Raw genomic sequence first — 20,053 nt, 5'->3', positions numbered from 1 at the left:
ATCTTTACGCCAATAGGCAATAGGCCTTTTAGTGGAGTAAGCTTAAGAGAGCTGGAGAGAGTATTACTCTCCCACTCGCTTATCTGTACTGAAACGCAATATTAGTTCGTGGACCTGATTAACCGTTGCGCGCAAATCGTGACTTGCTGCAAGCGATGCTTCAGATGAACGCTGGGTTTCAGACGCGCCGTCAGCAACCTCTACTAACTGCTGGTTAATATGCTCAGCCACTGTGCTTTGTTCTTCTACCGCTGAAGACATCTCTACTGTGGCATCAGCGATACCTTTCACTGCATTGTTTATTTCAAACAATGCACCTCGGGTTTCTTCTACTATAGCGCTGCCGTGCTCTGCTGAAGCTAGCCCTTCCGTCGATACCCTTACAGCGCGGTCAGAACGCTCAGCCAATTCATTAATGATGTTGTGAATTTTATCGGTCGATTCGCGAGTTTTCGAAGCTAACGTACGCACCTCATCAGCTACAACCGCAAAACCTCTTCCTTGTTCACCTGCTCTTGCTGCCTCGATCGCGGCGTTAAGCGCTAACAGGTTAGTTTGCTCAGCAATGGTCGAGATGATATTGGCCGCTTCGCCAATATCGCTGGTTGACTGAGCCAACTCTGTCACTGTGGTAGATATAGACTCTACCGCCTCGCGCAACGCAACAATCGCCTGCATGGCTTCTTCAGCTTTACGGTTTCCTGTTTCTACGTTAGCTGCTGCAGTTTTTGCGCTTTTGGCATTACCCTCAACCCGCTCAGCGACTTCTTGAATAGCCTGACTCATTTGCGTGACCGCAGACGCGATTTGCTGTGTAGCTTGATTTTGCTGTACAACCGCCGAACTGGTGCTTTCCGCTTGTTGATGCGTGGTGTTAGCTATTGATTCGAGCCCCGCTGATGCATCTTTAATTCGAGTTAACGCCGTACGGTTTCTGGCAAGCTCACACCCTAGGACAAGCTTGGCTTGGCTGATATGGGACGGGTCTGGGAAGTAGGTTTGTGCCACCGTTTCATTAGCGTAGCTTTCTGGGCTGAGAGAGAGCAGCGCGCCCCAGTCTTTTCTTGTCTTGGCTTCTTGAGCAATCATTAAAATAATTGCCCCTGCTAGCGCAATACCAGCCGCAGCGGCGCCGTGGGTAAATGCAAGAGCTATTACTAAGACAGCACTTATCAGCAACGTAGGCGCCAGATGCATTAGGTTTTGAGCTAAGCGCGACATCGGTGATACCGCTGACTTTCCTTGCTGCATTCTTGCATAAACACCGGAAGCACGCGTTATTTCATCATTCAACGCTGGAACTCGAACGGACTCATAGCCGACAACGGTTTTCCCCTCGTACACAGGCGTTACGAATGCCGACACCCAATAGTGGTCACCATTTTTCCTTCTATTTTTCACCAATCCTAGCCAACTTTGACCAGATTCCAAGGTACGCCACATTTCTTTAAATACAGGCGCAGGCATATCAGGGTGACGAATCAGGTTGTGGTTCTTTCCTATTAACTCGTCCCGCGTAAAACCACTTGCTTCCACGAATTCATTGTTACAGTGCTGTATAACGCCACGCTTATCAGTTGATGAGATAAGGCGATGATGTGCTGGAAACTTATATTCTTTTTGGGTAACTGGCTGATTGTTTCTCATCCGGTGCTTTCTCCATGTAGCAAAGCAACCATCCGATAATCGTATAAGATGTTGCTTATCTCCTAAGACTAGAACATAAAATAATTCTGTCTAGCAGGAAGCAAAGATTAACGAAACTCTATAATCTATCAGCTATTTAGGGAAGCACTTTATACTTTAGGCTAGAGGTAGCAAAACGGTAACGCGCGTACCCTTTCCTTCTTCGCTAGTGATATTTATCGTTCCGTTGTGCTCTTCAACAATAGTCATGGAAATAGACATGCCTAACCCTGTTCCTTCACCGGGTGGTTTAGTGGTAAAGAAGGGCGTGAATATTCTATCCAGTGTTTCTTTCGACATACCGATACCTTCGTCTTCTACGATAAGCATGGCGTTCTTTTCATCTTTTTGTACTTTTAGGGTGATAGACTTTCCTTCTGGGGTAGCATAGATAGCGTTGGTTACGAAATTAACCAATACCTGCTGAATTTGCCCTGCGTTACCAAGGAAATAAACGTCTTTATCCGGTACTTCTAAATTAACTTTGTTTTTGTACCTGTGCAGGTTGTTCGTTAGCTTGATTACCGTATTCATAGCTTCTACAGCGCTTATTTGCGTGTGCTTTCCTGAGCTTGGATACGAAAAACTTCGCAACGCTTTTACTATCTCAATAATGCGTTCAATGCCCTCATGAGATTCGTTGAACATTTCTAAAATCTCGCTTGCACTTTCTCGCAGAGAAAAACGCTTCTCCAGCGCTTCGAATTGCGCTTCAATCTTTCCACCAGCAGTACGACACAGTAGCCCTATTTCATCTAACGCGTGTTGATAGTCATTAAAGATTTCTTTGGCGACAACAGTATTACTTCGAACATAACCGATTGGGTTATTAATTTCATGGGCTATGCCCGCCGCAAGTTGCCCCAACATCGCCATCTTGTCTGCACTAACCAGCCTTTCTTCTAGAAAGTCTCTGTCTTTTTTAACCGAACTCAATTCTATTTGCCGACTGGTGAGCTCAGTTTTTTTGTTCTGGTAACGAGACGTAATGTTTAGATAATGTTTGGAGGTATCAAGAACGTGAAGCGTTTCTTCTTCTAAGTGATCGTCTTTGGTAAGTAACACGAGCCAAGCGAATTCGCCGTCTGCCATCTCATGCATGAAGTGAAGTAAGCGCGCTTCTTTTTGAGTGTCGGGTCGCTGAACTGCAGTAACACACCAATGGGAGTAACTGTCCCTTAAGGAAAGTGGTGTTTCAAACTTAATCAATTCGGCAAGCTCTGGGGAGCTACGCCAACCCTCTTCATAAGTAAGTACTTGGTTATCTTCACCCACTACTAGTTCATCATTTTTCACAATGAATGCTTTTCCACAATGGGCGTTACTAAATTCCACCGCCGATTCTAAGGCAGAGAATATAAAACTTTTACCTGGCTGGGCATTGGAAAGCTGTGATGCAGCTCTGTTGAGGTAGAGCAGCTCTCGCTCTCGCTGCTTCGAATCATTTAGTGCTTTTCTAAGTGCTTGGTTTGCTAGATAAGCATCTTGAGAATAGGTTTCTAAGAAAGATTCTGCGTTTTTACGCGCAATTTTTTGACGCTTAAGTTGTCGCTCTAACGAGTTAACGCGGGCTTCCAGCGCAAGAATACGCTCGTGTTCGGTGGAATACGATGTTTCACTCACCAAGAAGCCCTCCATTTAAATCGCCGATAAAATCTCAGAGCGCCATGCGTCTCAATAGGGCCTATCGAACCATAGAGTTCTGCGGCCGCTAGCTAACTAGCCTATCAAGGAGTGTTGTTACTCTCTCACTGGCTTGTTCCATTTCTATAAGCTTAGCATCAGCTTCAGCGTTGTCGCCATTTTGTTTAGCTAGCACTGCGGCTATTCCGCTGCTATGTACTCTTGCATGCGGCGCTTCAATCTCTCTGAATGCCGTAGTTTGGCCTATCGCTTTATTAGCATTATCACTATACCATTGCCCTAGGCGACAGTTTTTATGATCGCCAAAGTCTGTCACCGATTTGTTACTATAACCACATAGCACCGCATAAACCTCTGCTTTCCACACTACATGATCCAGCTTTACTGTTTGGATAAATGTAGCAATGGCGCCTTCACTAATAGTGGATTTCATGCTGTCACAGTGCTTCACCATGACTTCATAGCTATCATTAAGTTGATTAATGCCTGTCTCAAGCTGTTCGTTATTTCCACGCAGCTCATTCACTCCCGACACCGCTTTGGATGTTGATTGAATAATGCCATTAACCAACTCTGAAACTTCTGTTGCAGATTTATTGGTTTCTGTTGCCAGTGCACGTACTTCATCAGCAACAACACTAAACCCTCGTCCTGCATCGCCCGCTCGAGCCGCTTCAATCGCGGCGTTTAGCGCGAGCAAGTTGGTCTGGTCGGAAATACTCGTAATAGTGGTAACAAATTTATTAATGTTATCTGCTGTTGTCGATAGTCCCGAAATACGTTCGCTCATACTGCCCATTTGAAGGTTGAGCCCACTCATGTCGGTAACAATTTTGCGTAACGTTGTGGCTGAGTCACTAAACAACTCATTAATATTCGCCAGCGACTGATTCTCTGCATCAATGCGCTGATAAGTAGCTAATACTGTTTCGCGTATACCTTCTAACTGGCGCATAGCGTCCACAATACATTTCATAACGACGGAGTTGTTTGACGATGCGTGCTGGCCTTTTGCTGCCTCGATGGCGTTAACGAGTTCCGTATTTTCTGCCTCTAAAACATCAATTTTGTCTAAGGCTTCTCGCACTCTTGCTTCGAGTTTACGTACTAGCGCTTCTTTTTCTTCGTATTTACTGCGAGATACAAACATTTGTGGTTACCGATTTATTTTTTATAGATTTATTTTGTTCAGATTAACAGATATTTAGACTCATTAACTATTAGTCTGAAGTAGCGTTATGCTATGAGTATCGGCAGATTTTCTAAATTCGATACATTTAAAACGCCGCGTCCAGTTTCTTATCTAACGTTACGAAAAATGTAAGTATCCTAAAATGATGAGTGCTAACCATAGGGTTTCTGCGAAAATCATAATTATTGGTCGCACACCAACATTGATGAGTTGACCCAAGTTTGATTTCATTCCAATCGCGGCTATGGAGACGATGAGGAAAAAGCGTGAGATTTGACTCCCCATCTCTACAACGCTTTCAGGTAAAACAAAGAAACTGTTCAGTAGCATCATCATCACGAAGCCGACTAAGAAGAGTGGTATCTTAGGACTGTTTGTTCGACGGCTTTTGATACCAACAGATAAGGTTTTTGCTACGACTAACACCATAATCATAACTACTGGAACTAGCATGGCTACCCTAACAAGTTTCGTTAGCGTTGCCATGTCGCCTACTTCCTGAGAAATCGAGTAGCCTGCCCCTACAACTTGCGCAACATCATGAATAGTGCCACCTAGAAATATGCCAGCTTCACTGTCTGACAGGTTTAGCTGAACAGCGATAATAGGATAAAGTACCATTGCGATTGTAGACATAGCGGTAACGCCAATAACGGTAACTAGTGTATCTCGCTCATGGTGCTGGTCTTTGGGTAGAATGGTAGATATAGCTAATGCAGCGGATGCGCCACAGATGGCAACTGCGCCTCCTGTTAAGGCACCTAGCTGCCCTTTCAACCCCAAAATTTTAGCGAGGCCAATACCAAGCAAAATAGTCGTTAAAACGGCAAAGCACAATAAGCCCAGCGTATCCCAACCCAGTGCCGTTAAATCTTCAAGTGCGAGCCTTAAACCAAGGAGTACAACACCTGTACGTAATAGAGTACTGGCACAGAAATCAATACCTTCGGTACTTGGTGAATCGGCTCGATAGAGGAAAGAAACAGCCATTCCTATCAGAAGAGCAAACAGCATGGCAGGGGAACCGTAGTGATCACTGAGAAAAAGAGCCGCCAAGCCGGTTATGACCGAAACGCTTACTCCCGGGAGAATCGCTTGATATCTGATATTCATACTTTTATTTATTAATTATAGTTATTGCTAAAAAGGCCTATCACTACAAAAGCTTGATTTTCGTTGGCCTTTAGACAACGAATCCCTACTCTCGCCAGAGTTTAACGCAACTTATAGTTCTTCATGCTGATGTTCGTGAGAGTGAGCGTGTAAATGATCATTATCGTCACGACATGGCTCACCCGGCAACTCGAACTCTATCGTGGTATGAGCAAGTTCAAAGGGGGCTAAACGCTCGTGAACTTCCCTTTTGAGTGCTCTCAGTTTGTCATTCTCTATTGCACAGTTTATTACCACGTGTGCAGTAAGCACGTGCTGTTCTCCGTCAAGCGACCAAAAATGTACATGGTGAATTTCTTCAACGTGCTCGATTTTCAAAAGCGCGTTGCTAATAGCATTCCTTGTAGCCAAGTCAGGTACGCCCTGTAGAAACAAAGACATGGTCTGCACAACATACCGAACAACATTGACCAAAATAAATAGCGTAAAACCAATAGATAAAATTGGGTCAAGTATAGGCCATTCAACAAAATGGAGCACAATGGCTACTACCAGTACCGCTACCCACCCCATCGTGTCTTCAATTAAGTGCCAGTTAAGCACCTTTTCATTCATCGAATGACCGCCGTGGAGTTTATAAGCTGCAAATCCATTCACGACAATACCGAGGATCGCTAATCCAATCATACCCTCTGTAACGGGCATTTCGGGGTTAGATAAACGAGGGATGGCCTCAGACAACACCCAAATTGAGCCAATGACCAATATAACGCCATTGATCATGGCGCCCATCAGGCTTAGCCGTTTGAAGCCATACGTATACTTTTCGGTAGATGCTTTATTCCCGAGCTTACTTAAATACCACGCCAGACCTATGGATAGAGAGTCTCCTAAATCGTGAACAGCATCTGCCATTATGGCGACACTGTTAGTAAGCCAACCACCGATGAATTCAATAATAGTAAAGATGAAATTTAGCCAGAACGCCCATCCAATGCGTGTGGAATCTGTGCCTAGCCCTTCAGCATGCGCACCGTGGTGATGGCCGTGATGCTGACCTTTATGATGATTAGAGGCGGTAGTGCTGTGATTGTGGTGATGCATAATAACAACTCACATGAGATCGTACGTTGAGCTTAACGTGATGTGTGCACAGGTGCGAACAAAATATCGAGCACAGATCATTAACAAGTCCCTGAGATAATTTGTAAATAGTGAGTGAAACAAGCACCTTTAAATTTTAACCAACCTCCTAATACAACCTTATATTATTGTTTTATTTGAAAATAAACCAAAAACAACAAAAATAAGACCGACAGCCAAATGTTAAATTTTTGAGAACAGTATTGATCTTTACGTGTCAGTGGCTTAATGTAATGTAAGCGCTTTCAAACAGCCATTTTTATTTAACTCATTTTGTAAGCGCTTACACAAGCTTTTTACGTGGCATTTGCCACAACATAAAAACCCAATTTCTTTTGATCAGGGCTGAAAACAATGACGAAAAAAGCATCTCAACTCTCGCGGATAGCAGCCGCGATCTCAGTCACAACCCTATTTGGCTGTGGAGGTGGAGCAACAACCTCTACGGATATCGACGTTGTTGACGCAACGGTTCCCGTTACTGACTGGGAGCTTGTTTGGAGCGACGAGTTCGATGGAACCAGTATTAACGATGATAACTGGACCCATGAAGTAAACTGCGACGGTGGCGGTAACAATGAAGCCCAGTGCTACACAGACAGTGAAGACAATTCATTTGTGTCTGATGGTAGTCTAAAAATTGTTGCGCTTCCTGCCGAAGAAGGTGCACCAAAGCCCTACACGTCAGCCCGATTAATTACTCAATACAAAGCCGATTTTAAATATGGCCGTTTTGAAATGCGCGCGAAACTTCCGGAAGGGCAAGGTAGTTGGCCAGCGTTTTGGATGATGCCTACTGATTCTGTATATGGCGGCTGGCCTCGCTCTGGTGAAATCGACATTATGGAAGCGGTAAACCTGAAAGCAGCAGACGCAGAAGGTACCCCTGAAAACCACATCTACGGCACCCTTCACTATGGTCAAGAATGGCCAAACAATGACAGCTCTGGTCAAGCTTATTCTCTTCCTGATGGCGCGAACCCAGCTGATGACTTCCATACCTACGCTATAGAATGGCAAGAAGGTGAAATTCGCTGGTATATGGACGGCTATTTGTACGCAACTCAGCGTCGTTCTGAAGTTCGCTATAACGCAAATGGTGATGCAACGGGGCTTTCTCATCGCGGATGGTATACCGAGTACTTCGACCAAGTCACCGGGGAACTTGAAACCCAATGGAATAATGCGCCTTACGACCAAGAGTTTTACATGATCCTTAATTTTGCGGTGGGCGGAAATTGGCCCGAAGCAGTTAATGAAACGGGTATTGATGCCGAAGCATTTGCAAACGGCCAAACTTTTGAAATCGATTACGTTCGCGTTTATGAATGTGCCTCTGATCCAGACACTGGTAAAGGCTGTGAAACTGTGCGCCCTGGCTACGACTCGTTTGAGGACGCACTGGTTGAAGGTGCAGCCCCTATCCCTTCTCCGCCTTCTACTGGCATTCCTCAAAACTTAACGATTTTTGATGGTGCGCCTAACCCGAACTGGCCAGCATGGGATTGCTGTGGCGGCACTACCCCAGCTTTAGTTGAGGACACTGAGCAAGGTCAAGTTTACGAATTTACGATCAACGAAGCACCTACCGTAATGGGCTTTATTAGTCGAGGACAATTTATAACAGACCCAGAAGGTGAGGCTTCTCCTTTTGATGCCTCGCCAATAGAAGAAACAGGCAGTGTTAAGTTTGATCTAAAAGTAACTTCTCTACCCAACAACGCTACCACAAACTGGCTATTTAAAATTGAAAGTTCTGAAGGCTCCACTGCGGTAGAACTGCCCTTAATGAGTGGTTACGTGGGTCCAGCAGATACTGCAGGTGACACGCCAGAGCAAGGTGTATGGGAGTCTTATGAATTTCCACTAAGTGCGCTTGCTGAAGCAGGCTTAGATACCAGCGCTATTGATGTCATTATGGTGTTTCCTGCCTGGGATACTGGAAATGGCGCAGTTTATCGCATGACAAACGTTGAAATTTCACAAGAAGGCGGTGTTTCTTATCCTGAACTAACTATCTTCGAAGATGGCCAAAACCCTGATTGGCCCATGTGGGATTGCTGTGGTGGCTCTACCCCAACTGAAGAAATGGATGACGAAGAGCACGGCTTAACGGCAGAATTCCGCATTGGCGCAGAACCTACCGTAATGGGCTTTATTACTCGCTCTGCTGCCGGTGGTGGTGATACTCCATTTGATGCCACAGCCCTAACTGACGGTGGTTTACTACAGTTTGAAATGCGTGTGTTAAGCACTCCAAACAACCCAGATTCAACATGGCTATTTAAAGTTGAGTCAAACGGTGCATCAACCGCAGTCGAGCTTCCTTTAGCGGATAGCGTTGAAGGCCAAGCGCCTGTTGAAGGTGAGTGGCAAACCTACACTTTCCCTATTTCTGACCTACAAGCTCGCGGCTTAGACGTTAGCGCAATAGACGTCATCATGGTGTTCCCTGCTTGGAGTACTGGTGAAGGCGCCGTGTATCGCCTAGACAACGTGAAAATATATCACCCGGACAGTGGTCAAGACGCGCCTTCAGCGTCTGGGATTACCTTGTTCGCAGACACTGCGGCAGACCAGTGGCGTATCTGGGACTGCTGCGGTGGCTCAACCCCAACAGAAGAAGTAGATGATGCGGACCACGGCACTGTAGCCGAGTTCCGAATTGGCGCGACGCCAACGGTTATGGGCATCATTGCTGATGACGGCCACTCTTATGACGCGTCAGCACTACTAACTGATGGTGCTGTGCGATTTGAAATGAAAGTAAGCTCTATGCCTAACGATACATCAGCGCCTTGGTTGTTCAAAATTGAATCAATCAACGTGTCATCAGCCGTAGAACTTCCTATTTCAGCTAGCCTTGAAGGTGTAGACCCTGTTGAAGGCGAATGGCAAACCTATACATTCCCTCTTCAAACGCTTTATGACTTAGGTCTGGATATCAGTGCAATCAACGTCATCATGATGTTCCCTGCATGGGGCTCTGGTGAGGGCGCAGTATACCGCATTGATAATGTTGAAATTGCAGCTCAATAGCAAAGCATGTGCCGCCTAGGCTGTGCTTAGGGGGCATACAAAATTGATAAGAATTAGTAGGGCAATTATGAAAAACACACCTTTTAAAAAGACCCAGCTTGCCACATCAATGGCTTTGTTGATGGGCTCTTCTTTTGTGCTACCCGCATACGCTCAAGAAGCAGATACGGCAACGCCCGCAGAAGGCGAAGTAGAAGTTATTCAAGTTAGCGGTATTCGCGGCAGTATGATCCGCTCTATGGACTTAAAGCGCAGCTCAAGCGGCGTGGTAGACGCCATATCAGCTGAAGAACTAGGTAAATTTCCTGATACCAACTTGGCTGAAGCACTCCAGCGTATTACGGGTGTAACCATTAGCCGTAATAACGGCGAGGGTAGCCAAATTACCGTTCGTGGCTTCGGTCCAGAATTCAACCTGATAACCCTAAACGGTCGCCAGATGCCGGGGACCGGTTTTACCCGTTCGTTTGATCTTGCCAACCTTTCATCTGAAGGCGTAAGCACTTTAGAGCTTCAAAAAACCGCTCGCGCTGAAAACCCTAGTGGTGGCTTAGGTGCTACGGTAAATATTATTACCATGAAGCCGCTGGCCCAGTCAGGGCAAAACGCCACTATTTCAGTAAAAGGTATTTACGATACGTCTAATGAAGCAGGTGACGATGTAACGCCAGAAATTGCAGGGGTTTACACCAATACCTTCGCTGACGACATGTTTGGATTCGGTGTTTCATTCTCGCACCAAGAGCGTGATTTTCAGCAACAATCCGCAAACATTCAAGGGTGGCAGCGACAGCTGAACGATGCACTTCCCGATCTTGATCCGTCGCAAGTAGTTGATAATCGTACCAATATTACAGATGCCGCATTCTTTCCCAAAGACATGAACTACGGCATTAGCGATGTTCAACGGGAGCGTCAGAATGGTCAAGTCACTTTTCAATTCCGCCCTATCGACGCTTTCACAGCAACTATCGACTATACAGCAAGTAGAGCAACCACGGGCACCAATTCAGTTGGCTGGGGAATTTGGAACAACTTTGGCGCCAATATTAATGCCTATGAACTTGATGCGAACGGCACAGCTGTTTACGCAGATATCAGTGGCGATGACGGCTCGTTTACCGCAAGCCGCAATACTACACGCGTTGACGCACGCTCACTTGGTGTAAACTTAGACTGGATGGTGAATGACGATTGGCATTTACGTTTGGATTATCATGATTCTTACAACAAAACCGACAATGGTTATGACGAAGGGTTAGGAAGCGCCGGACAGATCATTCTTGGCTCAAACCAGTTAGAATCTAAAGTTTATGACTACCGTGAAGGAGAAATCCCTCAGGTTTTCGTTAATTGGAATAACGGCAGTAATGAAATTTTGCCGGGTGAAATTGACTCTAACTTCAGTCAGTTCATCTACTCCCCAGGACGCTCTGACATTGAACAGCTGCAGTTAGACGGTACTTGGTATAACTCTGCATTTGACATCCCCTTGGCTAAAATAGACTTTGGCTACGCGCGTACAGAGCAGTCGCTTTCGGGCTTTACTGCATGGAGCGGACTACGAGGCGGCCCAGGCTTTAGCCCATCGTTTACCCAAATATTCCCAGACAGCATGTTTGTTCGCAACGACACATCAGGATTCCTTAATGCATTTAGTGGCGGCGGTGCAAACATGAACCCTGGCTATTACTACACCTTTGACTTTGACGAAGCTCTTGCGAGGCAGTTACAGTTTATTACTGCCGACGTGGTCGGTGAAGCTAATGCTTACTCTATCGATCCGTACTTTATGGGCGCGCCATCGGTAAGTAACGTAGAAGAGGTTACCGATTCAATTTATATCCAGTCTGAATGGGATTTTGAGCTTGGTGACTATTTTGTACAAGTCAACGCAGGCCTGCGCTATGAAGAAACGGAAGTGCCTAGCTCTGCAGAAGTTCTCGTCCCTGTTCAAGTCAACTGGGTAGCAGCTTCAGAGTGGATCACTGACTTCGAAGCCGACCCTCAGCTACAAGACTTTACTGGCGAATACGATGTCTTACTTCCCATGCTCGATATCAAAGTTGATGTGACTGATGACATTGTAGCTCGGTTCTCGTGGGGTAAGTCTATTACTCGTGCCCCTATCGGTTTGCTCCAAGGAGGGCTTTCTTTTACTGGCAGCCCTAAAATTGGCGCACGTACAGCAACAGCGGGTAATACAAGCCTACTACCTTTTGAGTCATCTAACTTAGACCTGTCTTTTGAGTGGTATTACGATGAGGCAAGTTATGCTTCTATTGGTTTGTTCAGGAAATCAGTTGAAAACTACATTATAACTTCTGCGCGCGACAGACAGTTTGAAGGTCTTCGTGATATTTACCAGGGCCCCCGTTGGAATGAAGCTGTAGCGGCTTTAGAAAGTGACGGTGTTCAAGCAACAGATAGCGCAATTTATGACTATTTCGTTGAAAATGGCTATGCTGACGAGAATGGCGTGGTTGAACCTAACGCAGACGACCCTTTAATCACGTGGCGCACAAGACAACCTGACAATTCAAGTACGCCAAGAACCGTAGAAGGTGTAGAAATTGCAATTCAACATACGTTTGGTGATTCAGGCTTCGGCTTTGGTGCAAACGCAACGTTAGTAGACGGCGATGTAACCTACGACCCTTATTATTTCGGTGATGAAGAGGTTGATCCACTGGTTGGTATCAGTGACTCAGCTAACTTCCAAGTGTTTTACGAAAAAGAAGGTTTGTCGGTAAAAGTGACCTATGCATGGCGTTCTGACTATGTTGTTGGTATTGGCCAAGCGCAAGGGTCATCAGATAACCCAGCAACTCAGTTCGACACGTTTGGGCAGGTTGATGCCAGCATCAACTACGATGTAAATGAACATCTAACAGTCTTCCTAGAAGGTGTAAACATCAACGACGAAACCGAGCGTGGTTACGGTCGATTTGAAGAGCAATTCTTATTTGCTCGTCAATACGGACCTCGCTATACACTAGGTGCTAGATACAGCTTCTAAGTTTTATAAGCACTAAAGACAAGGGCCTTTTTAAGGCCCTTTTTTTGATCATCATTGCTGTCATCGATCCAAGTAGCTCACGAAACAACGACAAAGCTTCGATTAATCAGTCATGGGTGTGCCATCTTTGTTAAACTTCGCAATTGCCGCGCCGGACGCCTTCCATTGTTCACGTTCGGCGTCTGTGGCTTTTGGCGAGAACCAGCCAACATAGGCGTACAAAATCCCTATTAGAGGAGCCGTCCAGCAGGCAAATGCAAGAGGGATATACAGCAAGTTTTGCAAGTTAGCGCCAGAAATACCAAGACCAAGAGCAGATATCACAAACGCGCCTCCGGCATTCCAAGGTATAAGCGGAGACATTAGCGTTCCTCCCTCTTCGATACCGCGTGACAGATTAAGGGTGGAGTAGCCCATGCCACGATAAACAGGAGAATACATCCTGCCAGGTAAAGCAACCGATAGATATGGGTCGCCTGCCACTAAGTTAGTAGAAAAGGCAGTGCCAACTGCCGCAACCTGTGTACCGGCAAAGGTCTTCGCTTTGCTTTTAATTGCGTTAATGATGCTTCGTAAGCAGCCTGTAGTTTCTAACGCGCCACCGAAACCGAGGGCAATAAGCACCAAGGAGATGGTCCACATCATAGACTGAACACCACCACGATTGAGCAGACTATCTATTTCAATGATATTGGTATTAATTGAATAGCCGTTATTTGCATAGTCGAATATGGCCTGCAGGCTTTGCCCCTGCATAAACATGGCAAATACACCTCCTACTACGGCACCAGCAAATAATGCAGGAAGTGGCGGAATTTTCTTAAGCGCCAACCCCATAACAATCAGCGCAGGCAATAGTGCCCAGCCAGATATGGTGAAATTATCTTCTAGCGCTGTGGTGATACCCGCAATCTTTGCGAATGAAACGCTTTGAGCATCGATTACAAGGAAGCCTATACCTAGATAGATTAGAAATGCTATTACCATGGCGGGGATTGTTGTTGCCATCATATTCTTTATATGTGAAAACACATCCGTACCCGTAACGGCTGGAGCAAGGTTTGTGGTATCTGACAGTGGTGAAACTTTATCACCAAAGAAAGCACCAGAAACCACAGCTCCCGCTGTCCAGTACATGGGTATATCGAAGCCCTCGCCAATGCCCATTAATGCTAAACCAACGGTGCCTACGCTCCCCCAACTTGTACCTAACGAAACGGAAACGACTGCACAGATAACCATACCGGCAGCCAGAAAGATTTGAGGAGAAAGGGTCTTCAGCCCAAAGTAAATAATGGTAGGTACAGTACCGCTTGCTATCCAAATACCTATTATCATTCCAACAACAATAAGAACACTTACCGAAGGTAAGGCCACATGGATGACTTTAAAAATACCTGCCCGTACTTCTTCCCATGTAAGACCGAGATAAGTCCCCACGAAGCCGGTCAATGCTATGCCAATAGCAAGCGGTATATGAGGTTCAAACACGCCGAAGTAGAAGATCTGCATACCCAATATTAAGAGGGTTAAGATAACTGGCGTCAAAGCAAGATAAAGATGAGGTGTTGGCGTTTTTTCATTTGTCATATTACTACCCTGTAAATAAACATGTGAAGTGAACGAGGACTTAGCAAAATACCTTGCTTGAATCAGTTTTAAACCAGCTACTGATTTGAAGGTTTAATGAACATTGCTACGAGGTAACATGGGGAAAAGATCGGTGAAGCAGATGAGTGGGGGTTGAGCTTTTTACAAACAAAAACGTCGCCAAGGCTTTTGCCCCAGCGACGTTGTTTAAGGTCTAGCGATAGAGCTTTAACTTACTCTTGGCAGCTTATACTCGCTGATTCTGCTGCATTTGGCGTAAACTGAATATCCGCTACGCTCAAACTTGCCTTACCTGAACTGCCTAGCTCAAACGGCACAACAAGGCCGGTAAAATCGATACCTTCATCAACAAAGCACTGTAGGTCAATACTTATGTTTGTCCATGTGTCAGCTGGCATCGCCTTTAGCTGCTCGCTAATATCAATTTGAGTTGAGCAACTGCCTGCTGCGTCTCCCTCGCCTTCACAGTTCATGCCTACCGTTACAGGTGCATTTATGTCTGAGTGACGACTAACGTTAAAGCTTAAGGCACCATGCGTAAGTAGTTGCGCACTTAAATCTTCACGGAAAAAGCTCTTGCTTGCAAAACGCATAGCGGCGAACTCAGTGCCATCGAAAGTGATTTTACGCGCATCTTCCTGCACTTCCTTATCAACCGTACGATAAGTAATTGCTCCAACAGTATGCGTGCTAGCGTTCACTGCCAGAGAAACATCACCAGAGTAAAGCCATAATACCCAAGGTGCCTCAACCGAGCCCTTTAGAATTTCCATCGGCTTGTTGCTGTCAGTACTGACTCTAATTTCAGTGTTTAGCGTATCGCTTAGAACGTTGTCATCGCTGTACGTTAAGCCGAAGCCATAAGGCAGCAAAGGTTCATAGGTTTCATCCCCTTTGTTAACGATCTGCTGAGGTTCTGACGGCCAAGAGAAAGACAGCTTGCCTTTAAAGTCCTGCTCACCAAACAAAACGTCTGCCACCGCTGCACCTTCAGAGCCAGGAAGCCAAGCTGCAACAAATGCATCAGATGCATTTAGCTCTGCGTTAACCCACATCGGACGGCCGCTGATAAACACCGACACCACGGGAATTCCCTGAGATTTCAAGTTTTCGAGCAATGCTAGATCCGTCTTGCTACCGTGTTGATAAATTAAGGTTTCTCTATCGCCATGACCTTCTGCATAAGGCTCTTCACCGAACACCACTATGGCGACATCAGGTTTAGTTTCAAAGCTACCGTCAACCGATAGCTGTACGTTACCACCTGCATTTTCTACATGTGCTTTAATACCGTCATAAATAGAGCTGCCGCCAGGGAAGTCATCGTTGGTATTATTTGTGCCTTGCCACGTAATACTCCAACCACCTGATTGCTTGCCGATGTTATCCGCACCATCGCCCGCTACCAATATGCGTTTGCTTGCAGAAATCGGGAGGGTTTTATTTTTATTTTTCAGCAGTACCAGAGACTCGCGCACCGCTTGCGCCGCCACTTCTCTATGCTCTGCCTTACCAATAAGCGAACGGTCGCCAGATAACGGGCGGTTTGCCGGGCTTGGCTTTTCGAAAAGTCCAGCGCGTACTTTCACACGAAGAATTCGGCGTACCGCATCATCAATACGCGACATAGGGATGATGCCGTCGTTTACTTGAGCTAGGGTATTGTCATACAGCACCTTCCAATCGTTTGGCACCATGAAGATATCTAAGCCTGCGTTAATGGCCTGCGCACAATCTTCGTTGTTGCAACCTTTAACTTGCCCATGACCGTTCCAATCACCGACAACAAACCCGTCAAAGCCCATTTGCTCTTTAAGTACGTCGGTTAGCAAGTATTTATGACCGTGAAGCTTCTCGCCATTCCAGCTATTGAACGACGCCATAACAGACTGCGCGCCCGCCGTTAATCCGCCCACATAGCCTTGGGCGTGAATATCAAATAACTCTTGTTCGCTGGCAACATTGTCACCTTGGTCATCACCGCCAACCGTACCGCCGTCACCTACAAAGTGCTTTACCGTACTAATTACACGCTGGTCGCTTAAGAAATCTTTGTCAGCTGCCCCTTGAAGACCTTTAACCACTGAAGCAGCATACTCTCTAACAATGGCTGGGTCTTCAGAATAGCTCTCGTAGGTTCTGCCCCAGCGATCGTCACGTACCACAGCAACGGTAGGCGCAAATACCCAATCGATACCTGTCGCCATGACCTCTTTAGCTGTAATGTGCGCAATCTTCTCTACCAGTTCAGGGTTATTTGCAGCGCCTAATCCAATGTTGTGAGGAAACAAGGTTGCGCCTATAACATTGTTATGACCGTGAACAGCGTCTGTCCCCCACATTGTAGGAATTGTCGAGCCGTCCAAACTGTCATCGATGGAAGCCTGATAAAGCTTTTCTGCAAGTGCTACCCAGTCTTCTGGTGTGGCGTGTTTGTCGTTATTAGGGAATGCACCACCGCCGTTAAGATAAGAACCAAATCCATATTTGCGCATATCTTCTACCGTGATATTGCGAATTTCAGGCTGGATCATCTGCGCAATTTTTTGCTCGATAGTCATGGTAGACAGAATTTCTTCAACCTTGGTTTCGACAGTAGCGTTTGTTTTAACTTCAATATCTAGTTTAGGCCATACCTCGCCCGCTTTGTTTGGCTGTGGCTCAACGTCATCGACTGAAGACGTGTTTTTTTCAGCTGAACATGCACTAACTATAACGCCAACCAATGCACCGGTAACAACTTTCGCGATTATACTTTTTCGCATTATTTATCCTCGTTACTTTTCAGTGGTATTAATGTGAGATACGCGACTTCCTACAAGGCCATAGTAGGCAATGTAAAGGTAGCAAGAAGCGGGTAGTAAAAATGACAGCGTAACGCCGACGGTGTCTGCAAGCATGCCTTGAAGCAGTGGAATAATGGCACCGCCAACTATGGCTAAACAAAGGATGCCTGAACCTTGTGGGGTGTCTTTTCCTAGCTGGTGAAGTGCAAGACTAAAAATGGTAGGGAACATGATTGAGTTAAACAAACCTACTCCCAAAATGCTCCATAGCGCTATGTCTCCTGTGCTTGAAAGTGATAGCAAAATAAGCGCAATAGCCATACAAGCGTTAAACGCCAGCACGTAGCCACCCGAGATTTTTTGCATGACCACAGCACCGATAAAGCGCCCTACCATCGCGCCTCCCCAGTAGTAAGCAAGTAGCTTGGCAGCCCCTGCCTCGCTTAATCCGCCAACCGCCGGACTCGCTAGATAATTCACCAGCATGCTGCCAATAGCCACTTCCGCGCCGACATACATAAAAATGCCGACAGCGCCTAAAACAAGGTGCTTGTGATGCCATGCACCTCCTTTAAATACTCCAGTGCTTGCGCTGGTGTGATTTAGCTTCGGCAGCTTTAAGTACATGAAAATAAGAGCCAGAAGAAGCAGTGATGCAGCAAGAATTAGGTAAGGCACTTGCACGTCTGAAGCGCTTGGCGTACCGCCTCCGTGCTCTCCTGTAGCGCCATATATAAGATAAGAACCGAAGAAGGGAGCCACGGTTGTACCAAAAGCGTTAAATGCTTGGGTCATGGTGAGTCGTGACGAGGCAGTTTTAGGGTCGCCGAGTGCCGTTACATAAGGGTTGGCAGACACCTGAAGTACGGTTATACCAGACGCTAATACAAAAAGAGCTAACAGAAAAATACCGTATATTTGACTTGATGCAGCGGGGAAGAAAAGCAAGCACCCCACGCAGGCTATAGCGAGCCCAAGTACAATACCTTTCTGGTAACCAATGCGCGACACCACCATGCCTGCAGGCAGTGACACAATGAAATAGGCACTAAAAAAGCAAAACTGAATCAGCATTGCTTGTGTGAAGCTAAGGTTGAATGCACCTTTTAAGTAAGGAATAAGGATGTCATTCAAACAGGTAATAAACCCCCACATGAAGAACAGCGTAGTGAGTGAGATAAGCGCAAAACGGTATCCACCGTTTGCCTCTGCCTCTTGGGCGCTTGAAATATTAGGCTGCACTGGTGTGTCCACGAATAACCTCTGTTGCTATTTTTCTATTTAATGATAAATTTACATTTGAAAGCGCTTACATATAACTGCAAATAATTTTGTAAGCGCTTACATTTGAGAGATAATTACACGAAGCGTAATCGAATTCAATGTAAATATGATGTTATTTGCTCTGTCTAACGCAGGGTTAATATGAAGAAATTGTTATAGTCAGGACATTTCCACGATGCAAGAAATTAACCTTCCATCCAACTCAATGATGTTGTCGAAAGACTTTTTGTTTGGTGTGGCTACATCAAGCTTCCAAATAGAGGGAGACAGAAAAGGAAGATTAGATTGTATTTGGGACACGTTCTGCGAAAAGAAAAATGCCATTACTGATGCCACTAATGGTGACATTGCCTGTAACCACGTAGATTTGTGGAAACAAGATGTAGAGCTAATTGATTCTCTCGGTGTTGATGCTTATAGACTGTCTATCTCGTGGCCGCGAGTGATGAAACAGGACGGTAGCGTAAACGAAGTGGGCATGCGCTTTTACATAAACTTAGTCAATGAAGTTATCAAGCGCGGCATGAAAGTGTTCGTGACGCTTTATCACTGGGATTTACCGCAACACCTTGAAGACAACGGTGGCTGGCTTAATCGCAATACAGCCTATGCATTCGAAAAATATGCTGAAGCCGTAGCAAACGCGTTGGGCGAAAAAGTCCACTCCTACGCGACATTAAACGAGCCATTTTGTTCAGCCTATTTGGGTTATGAGACAGGCATTCATGCACCTGGAAAGACAGGCATGGCAAATGGCCGAAAGGCCGCGCATCACTTATTGCTTGCTCACGGTTTAGCGTTGAAAGTGCTTAACCGAGTTTGCCCAAAAAGCCAAAACGGTATCGTACTTAACTTTAGCAATTGCCATACAAAAAGTGATTCACCGGAAGACATACACGCCGCCAAACTCGCCGATGATTACCAAAACCAATGGTATTTAAAACCTATTATTGAAGGCAAATATCCAGACATTATCGATAAGCTCGCTCCCGACGTTAGGCCCGACATTGCGGAAGGTGATATGGCTATAATTTGCCAACCAATCGATTACTTAGGCATTAATTATTACACCCGCACTGTGTATCAAAGTGATGGCAATGGTTGGTTTGAAATTGTGCCTCCAGCCACAACCGAATTAACCGCAATGGGCTGGGAAATCACTCCTGATGCCTTTACCGAGCTGCTTGTTGATTTGCACCAACGCTACGATTTACCGCCTATCTATATCACTGAAAACGGAGCAGCAATGGATGATGAGCTCATAGATGGGGAAGTGTTGGACAATGGGCGTACCGCCTACTTCCACACCCATTTAAATGCGGTAAATGAAGCAATAGAAAAAGGCGTAGACATACGCGGATATTTTGCATGGAGCCTAATGGACAACTTTGAGTGGGCACTGGGCTATTCAAAGCGTTTCGGCATAGTTTATGTCGACTACGCAACCCAAAAACGTACGCCAAAACAAAGCGCTTTGGCTTATTCAAAACTGGTTAAGAGCCGGATAAATGGGTACATTAGCGGTATCAAATAAGG

The 20,053-nt window shown here is 45.7% G+C and carries 11 protein-coding genes; 3 read left to right on the top strand and 8 right to left on the bottom strand.

Annotation, left to right across the window (positions count from 1 at the left end; translation table 11 throughout):
- Positions 1 to 63 precede the first annotated feature (63 nt).
- From RJ41_RS13605 to RJ41_RS13585, 5 genes are all read right to left on the bottom strand, one after another.
- Positions 64 to 1,647, bottom strand: a complete 1,584-nt coding sequence (locus RJ41_RS13605) for a methyl-accepting chemotaxis protein (protein WP_039221752.1) — start codon at positions 1,645 to 1,647, stop codon at positions 64 to 66.
- A gap of 156 nt (positions 1,648 to 1,803) precedes the next feature.
- The gene (locus RJ41_RS13600) at positions 1,804 to 3,309 is read right to left on the bottom strand and encodes a sensor histidine kinase (protein ID WP_039221931.1); all 1,506 of its coding nucleotides are present in this window, start codon (positions 3,307 to 3,309) and stop codon (positions 1,804 to 1,806) included.
- Positions 3,310 to 3,397: 88 nt separating this feature from the next.
- Entirely contained in the window at positions 3,398 to 4,480 is a 1,083-nt protein-coding gene (locus RJ41_RS13595) for a methyl-accepting chemotaxis protein (RefSeq protein ID WP_039221749.1), read from the bottom strand.
- Positions 4,481 to 4,639: 159 nt separating this feature from the next.
- Complete coding sequence (locus RJ41_RS13590; protein WP_039221746.1) at positions 4,640 to 5,635, bottom strand: YeiH family protein; 996 nt, start codon at positions 5,633 to 5,635, stop codon at positions 4,640 to 4,642.
- A 111-nt stretch (positions 5,636 to 5,746) separates the two neighbouring features.
- Positions 5,747 to 6,739, bottom strand: a complete 993-nt coding sequence (locus RJ41_RS13585) for a cation diffusion facilitator family transporter (RefSeq protein WP_039221744.1) — start codon at positions 6,737 to 6,739, stop codon at positions 5,747 to 5,749.
- A gap of 393 nt (positions 6,740 to 7,132) precedes the next feature.
- Between RJ41_RS13585 and RJ41_RS13580 the strand changes: the two genes are divergently transcribed.
- Together RJ41_RS13580 and RJ41_RS13575 are read left to right on the top strand one after the other, a co-directional pair.
- Positions 7,133 to 9,817, top strand: coding sequence for a glycoside hydrolase family 16 protein (locus RJ41_RS13580; protein ID WP_039221740.1), 2,685 nt, complete (start codon positions 7,133 to 7,135; stop codon positions 9,815 to 9,817).
- Positions 9,818 to 9,884: 67 nt separating this feature from the next.
- Complete coding sequence (locus RJ41_RS13575; protein WP_039221737.1) at positions 9,885 to 12,836, top strand: TonB-dependent receptor; 2,952 nt, start codon at positions 9,885 to 9,887, stop codon at positions 12,834 to 12,836.
- Between the two features lie 102 nt (positions 12,837 to 12,938).
- Here the strand turns inward: RJ41_RS13575 and nhaC are convergent, their stop codons facing one another.
- From nhaC to RJ41_RS13560, 3 genes are all read right to left on the bottom strand, one after another.
- Positions 12,939 to 14,426 (bottom strand): Na+/H+ antiporter NhaC, encoded by a 1,488-nt coding sequence (gene nhaC, locus RJ41_RS13570; protein WP_039221734.1) that lies wholly within the window; start codon positions 14,424 to 14,426, stop codon positions 12,939 to 12,941.
- Between the two features lie 233 nt (positions 14,427 to 14,659).
- Positions 14,660 to 17,212 (bottom strand): glycoside hydrolase family 3 protein, encoded by a 2,553-nt coding sequence (locus RJ41_RS13565; protein WP_039221732.1) that lies wholly within the window; start codon positions 17,210 to 17,212, stop codon positions 14,660 to 14,662.
- A 12-nt stretch (positions 17,213 to 17,224) separates the two neighbouring features.
- Positions 17,225 to 18,487, bottom strand: coding sequence for a sugar MFS transporter (locus RJ41_RS13560; protein WP_039221730.1), 1,263 nt, complete (start codon positions 18,485 to 18,487; stop codon positions 17,225 to 17,227).
- Positions 18,488 to 18,692: 205 nt separating this feature from the next.
- Here RJ41_RS13560 and RJ41_RS13555 point away from each other — a divergent pair, with 205 nt between their 5' ends.
- Complete coding sequence (locus RJ41_RS13555; protein WP_039221729.1) at positions 18,693 to 20,051, top strand: GH1 family beta-glucosidase; 1,359 nt, start codon at positions 18,693 to 18,695, stop codon at positions 20,049 to 20,051.
- Positions 20,052 to 20,053: the final 2 nt, after the last annotated feature.

Source organism: Alteromonas marina (genome assembly GCF_000808575.1).
Taxonomy (GTDB): Bacteria; Pseudomonadota; Gammaproteobacteria; order Enterobacterales; family Alteromonadaceae; genus Alteromonas; species Alteromonas marina_A.
The sequence above is the reverse complement of the archived record's forward strand: the minus strand, read 5'-3'. Positions and strand labels throughout refer to the sequence as shown.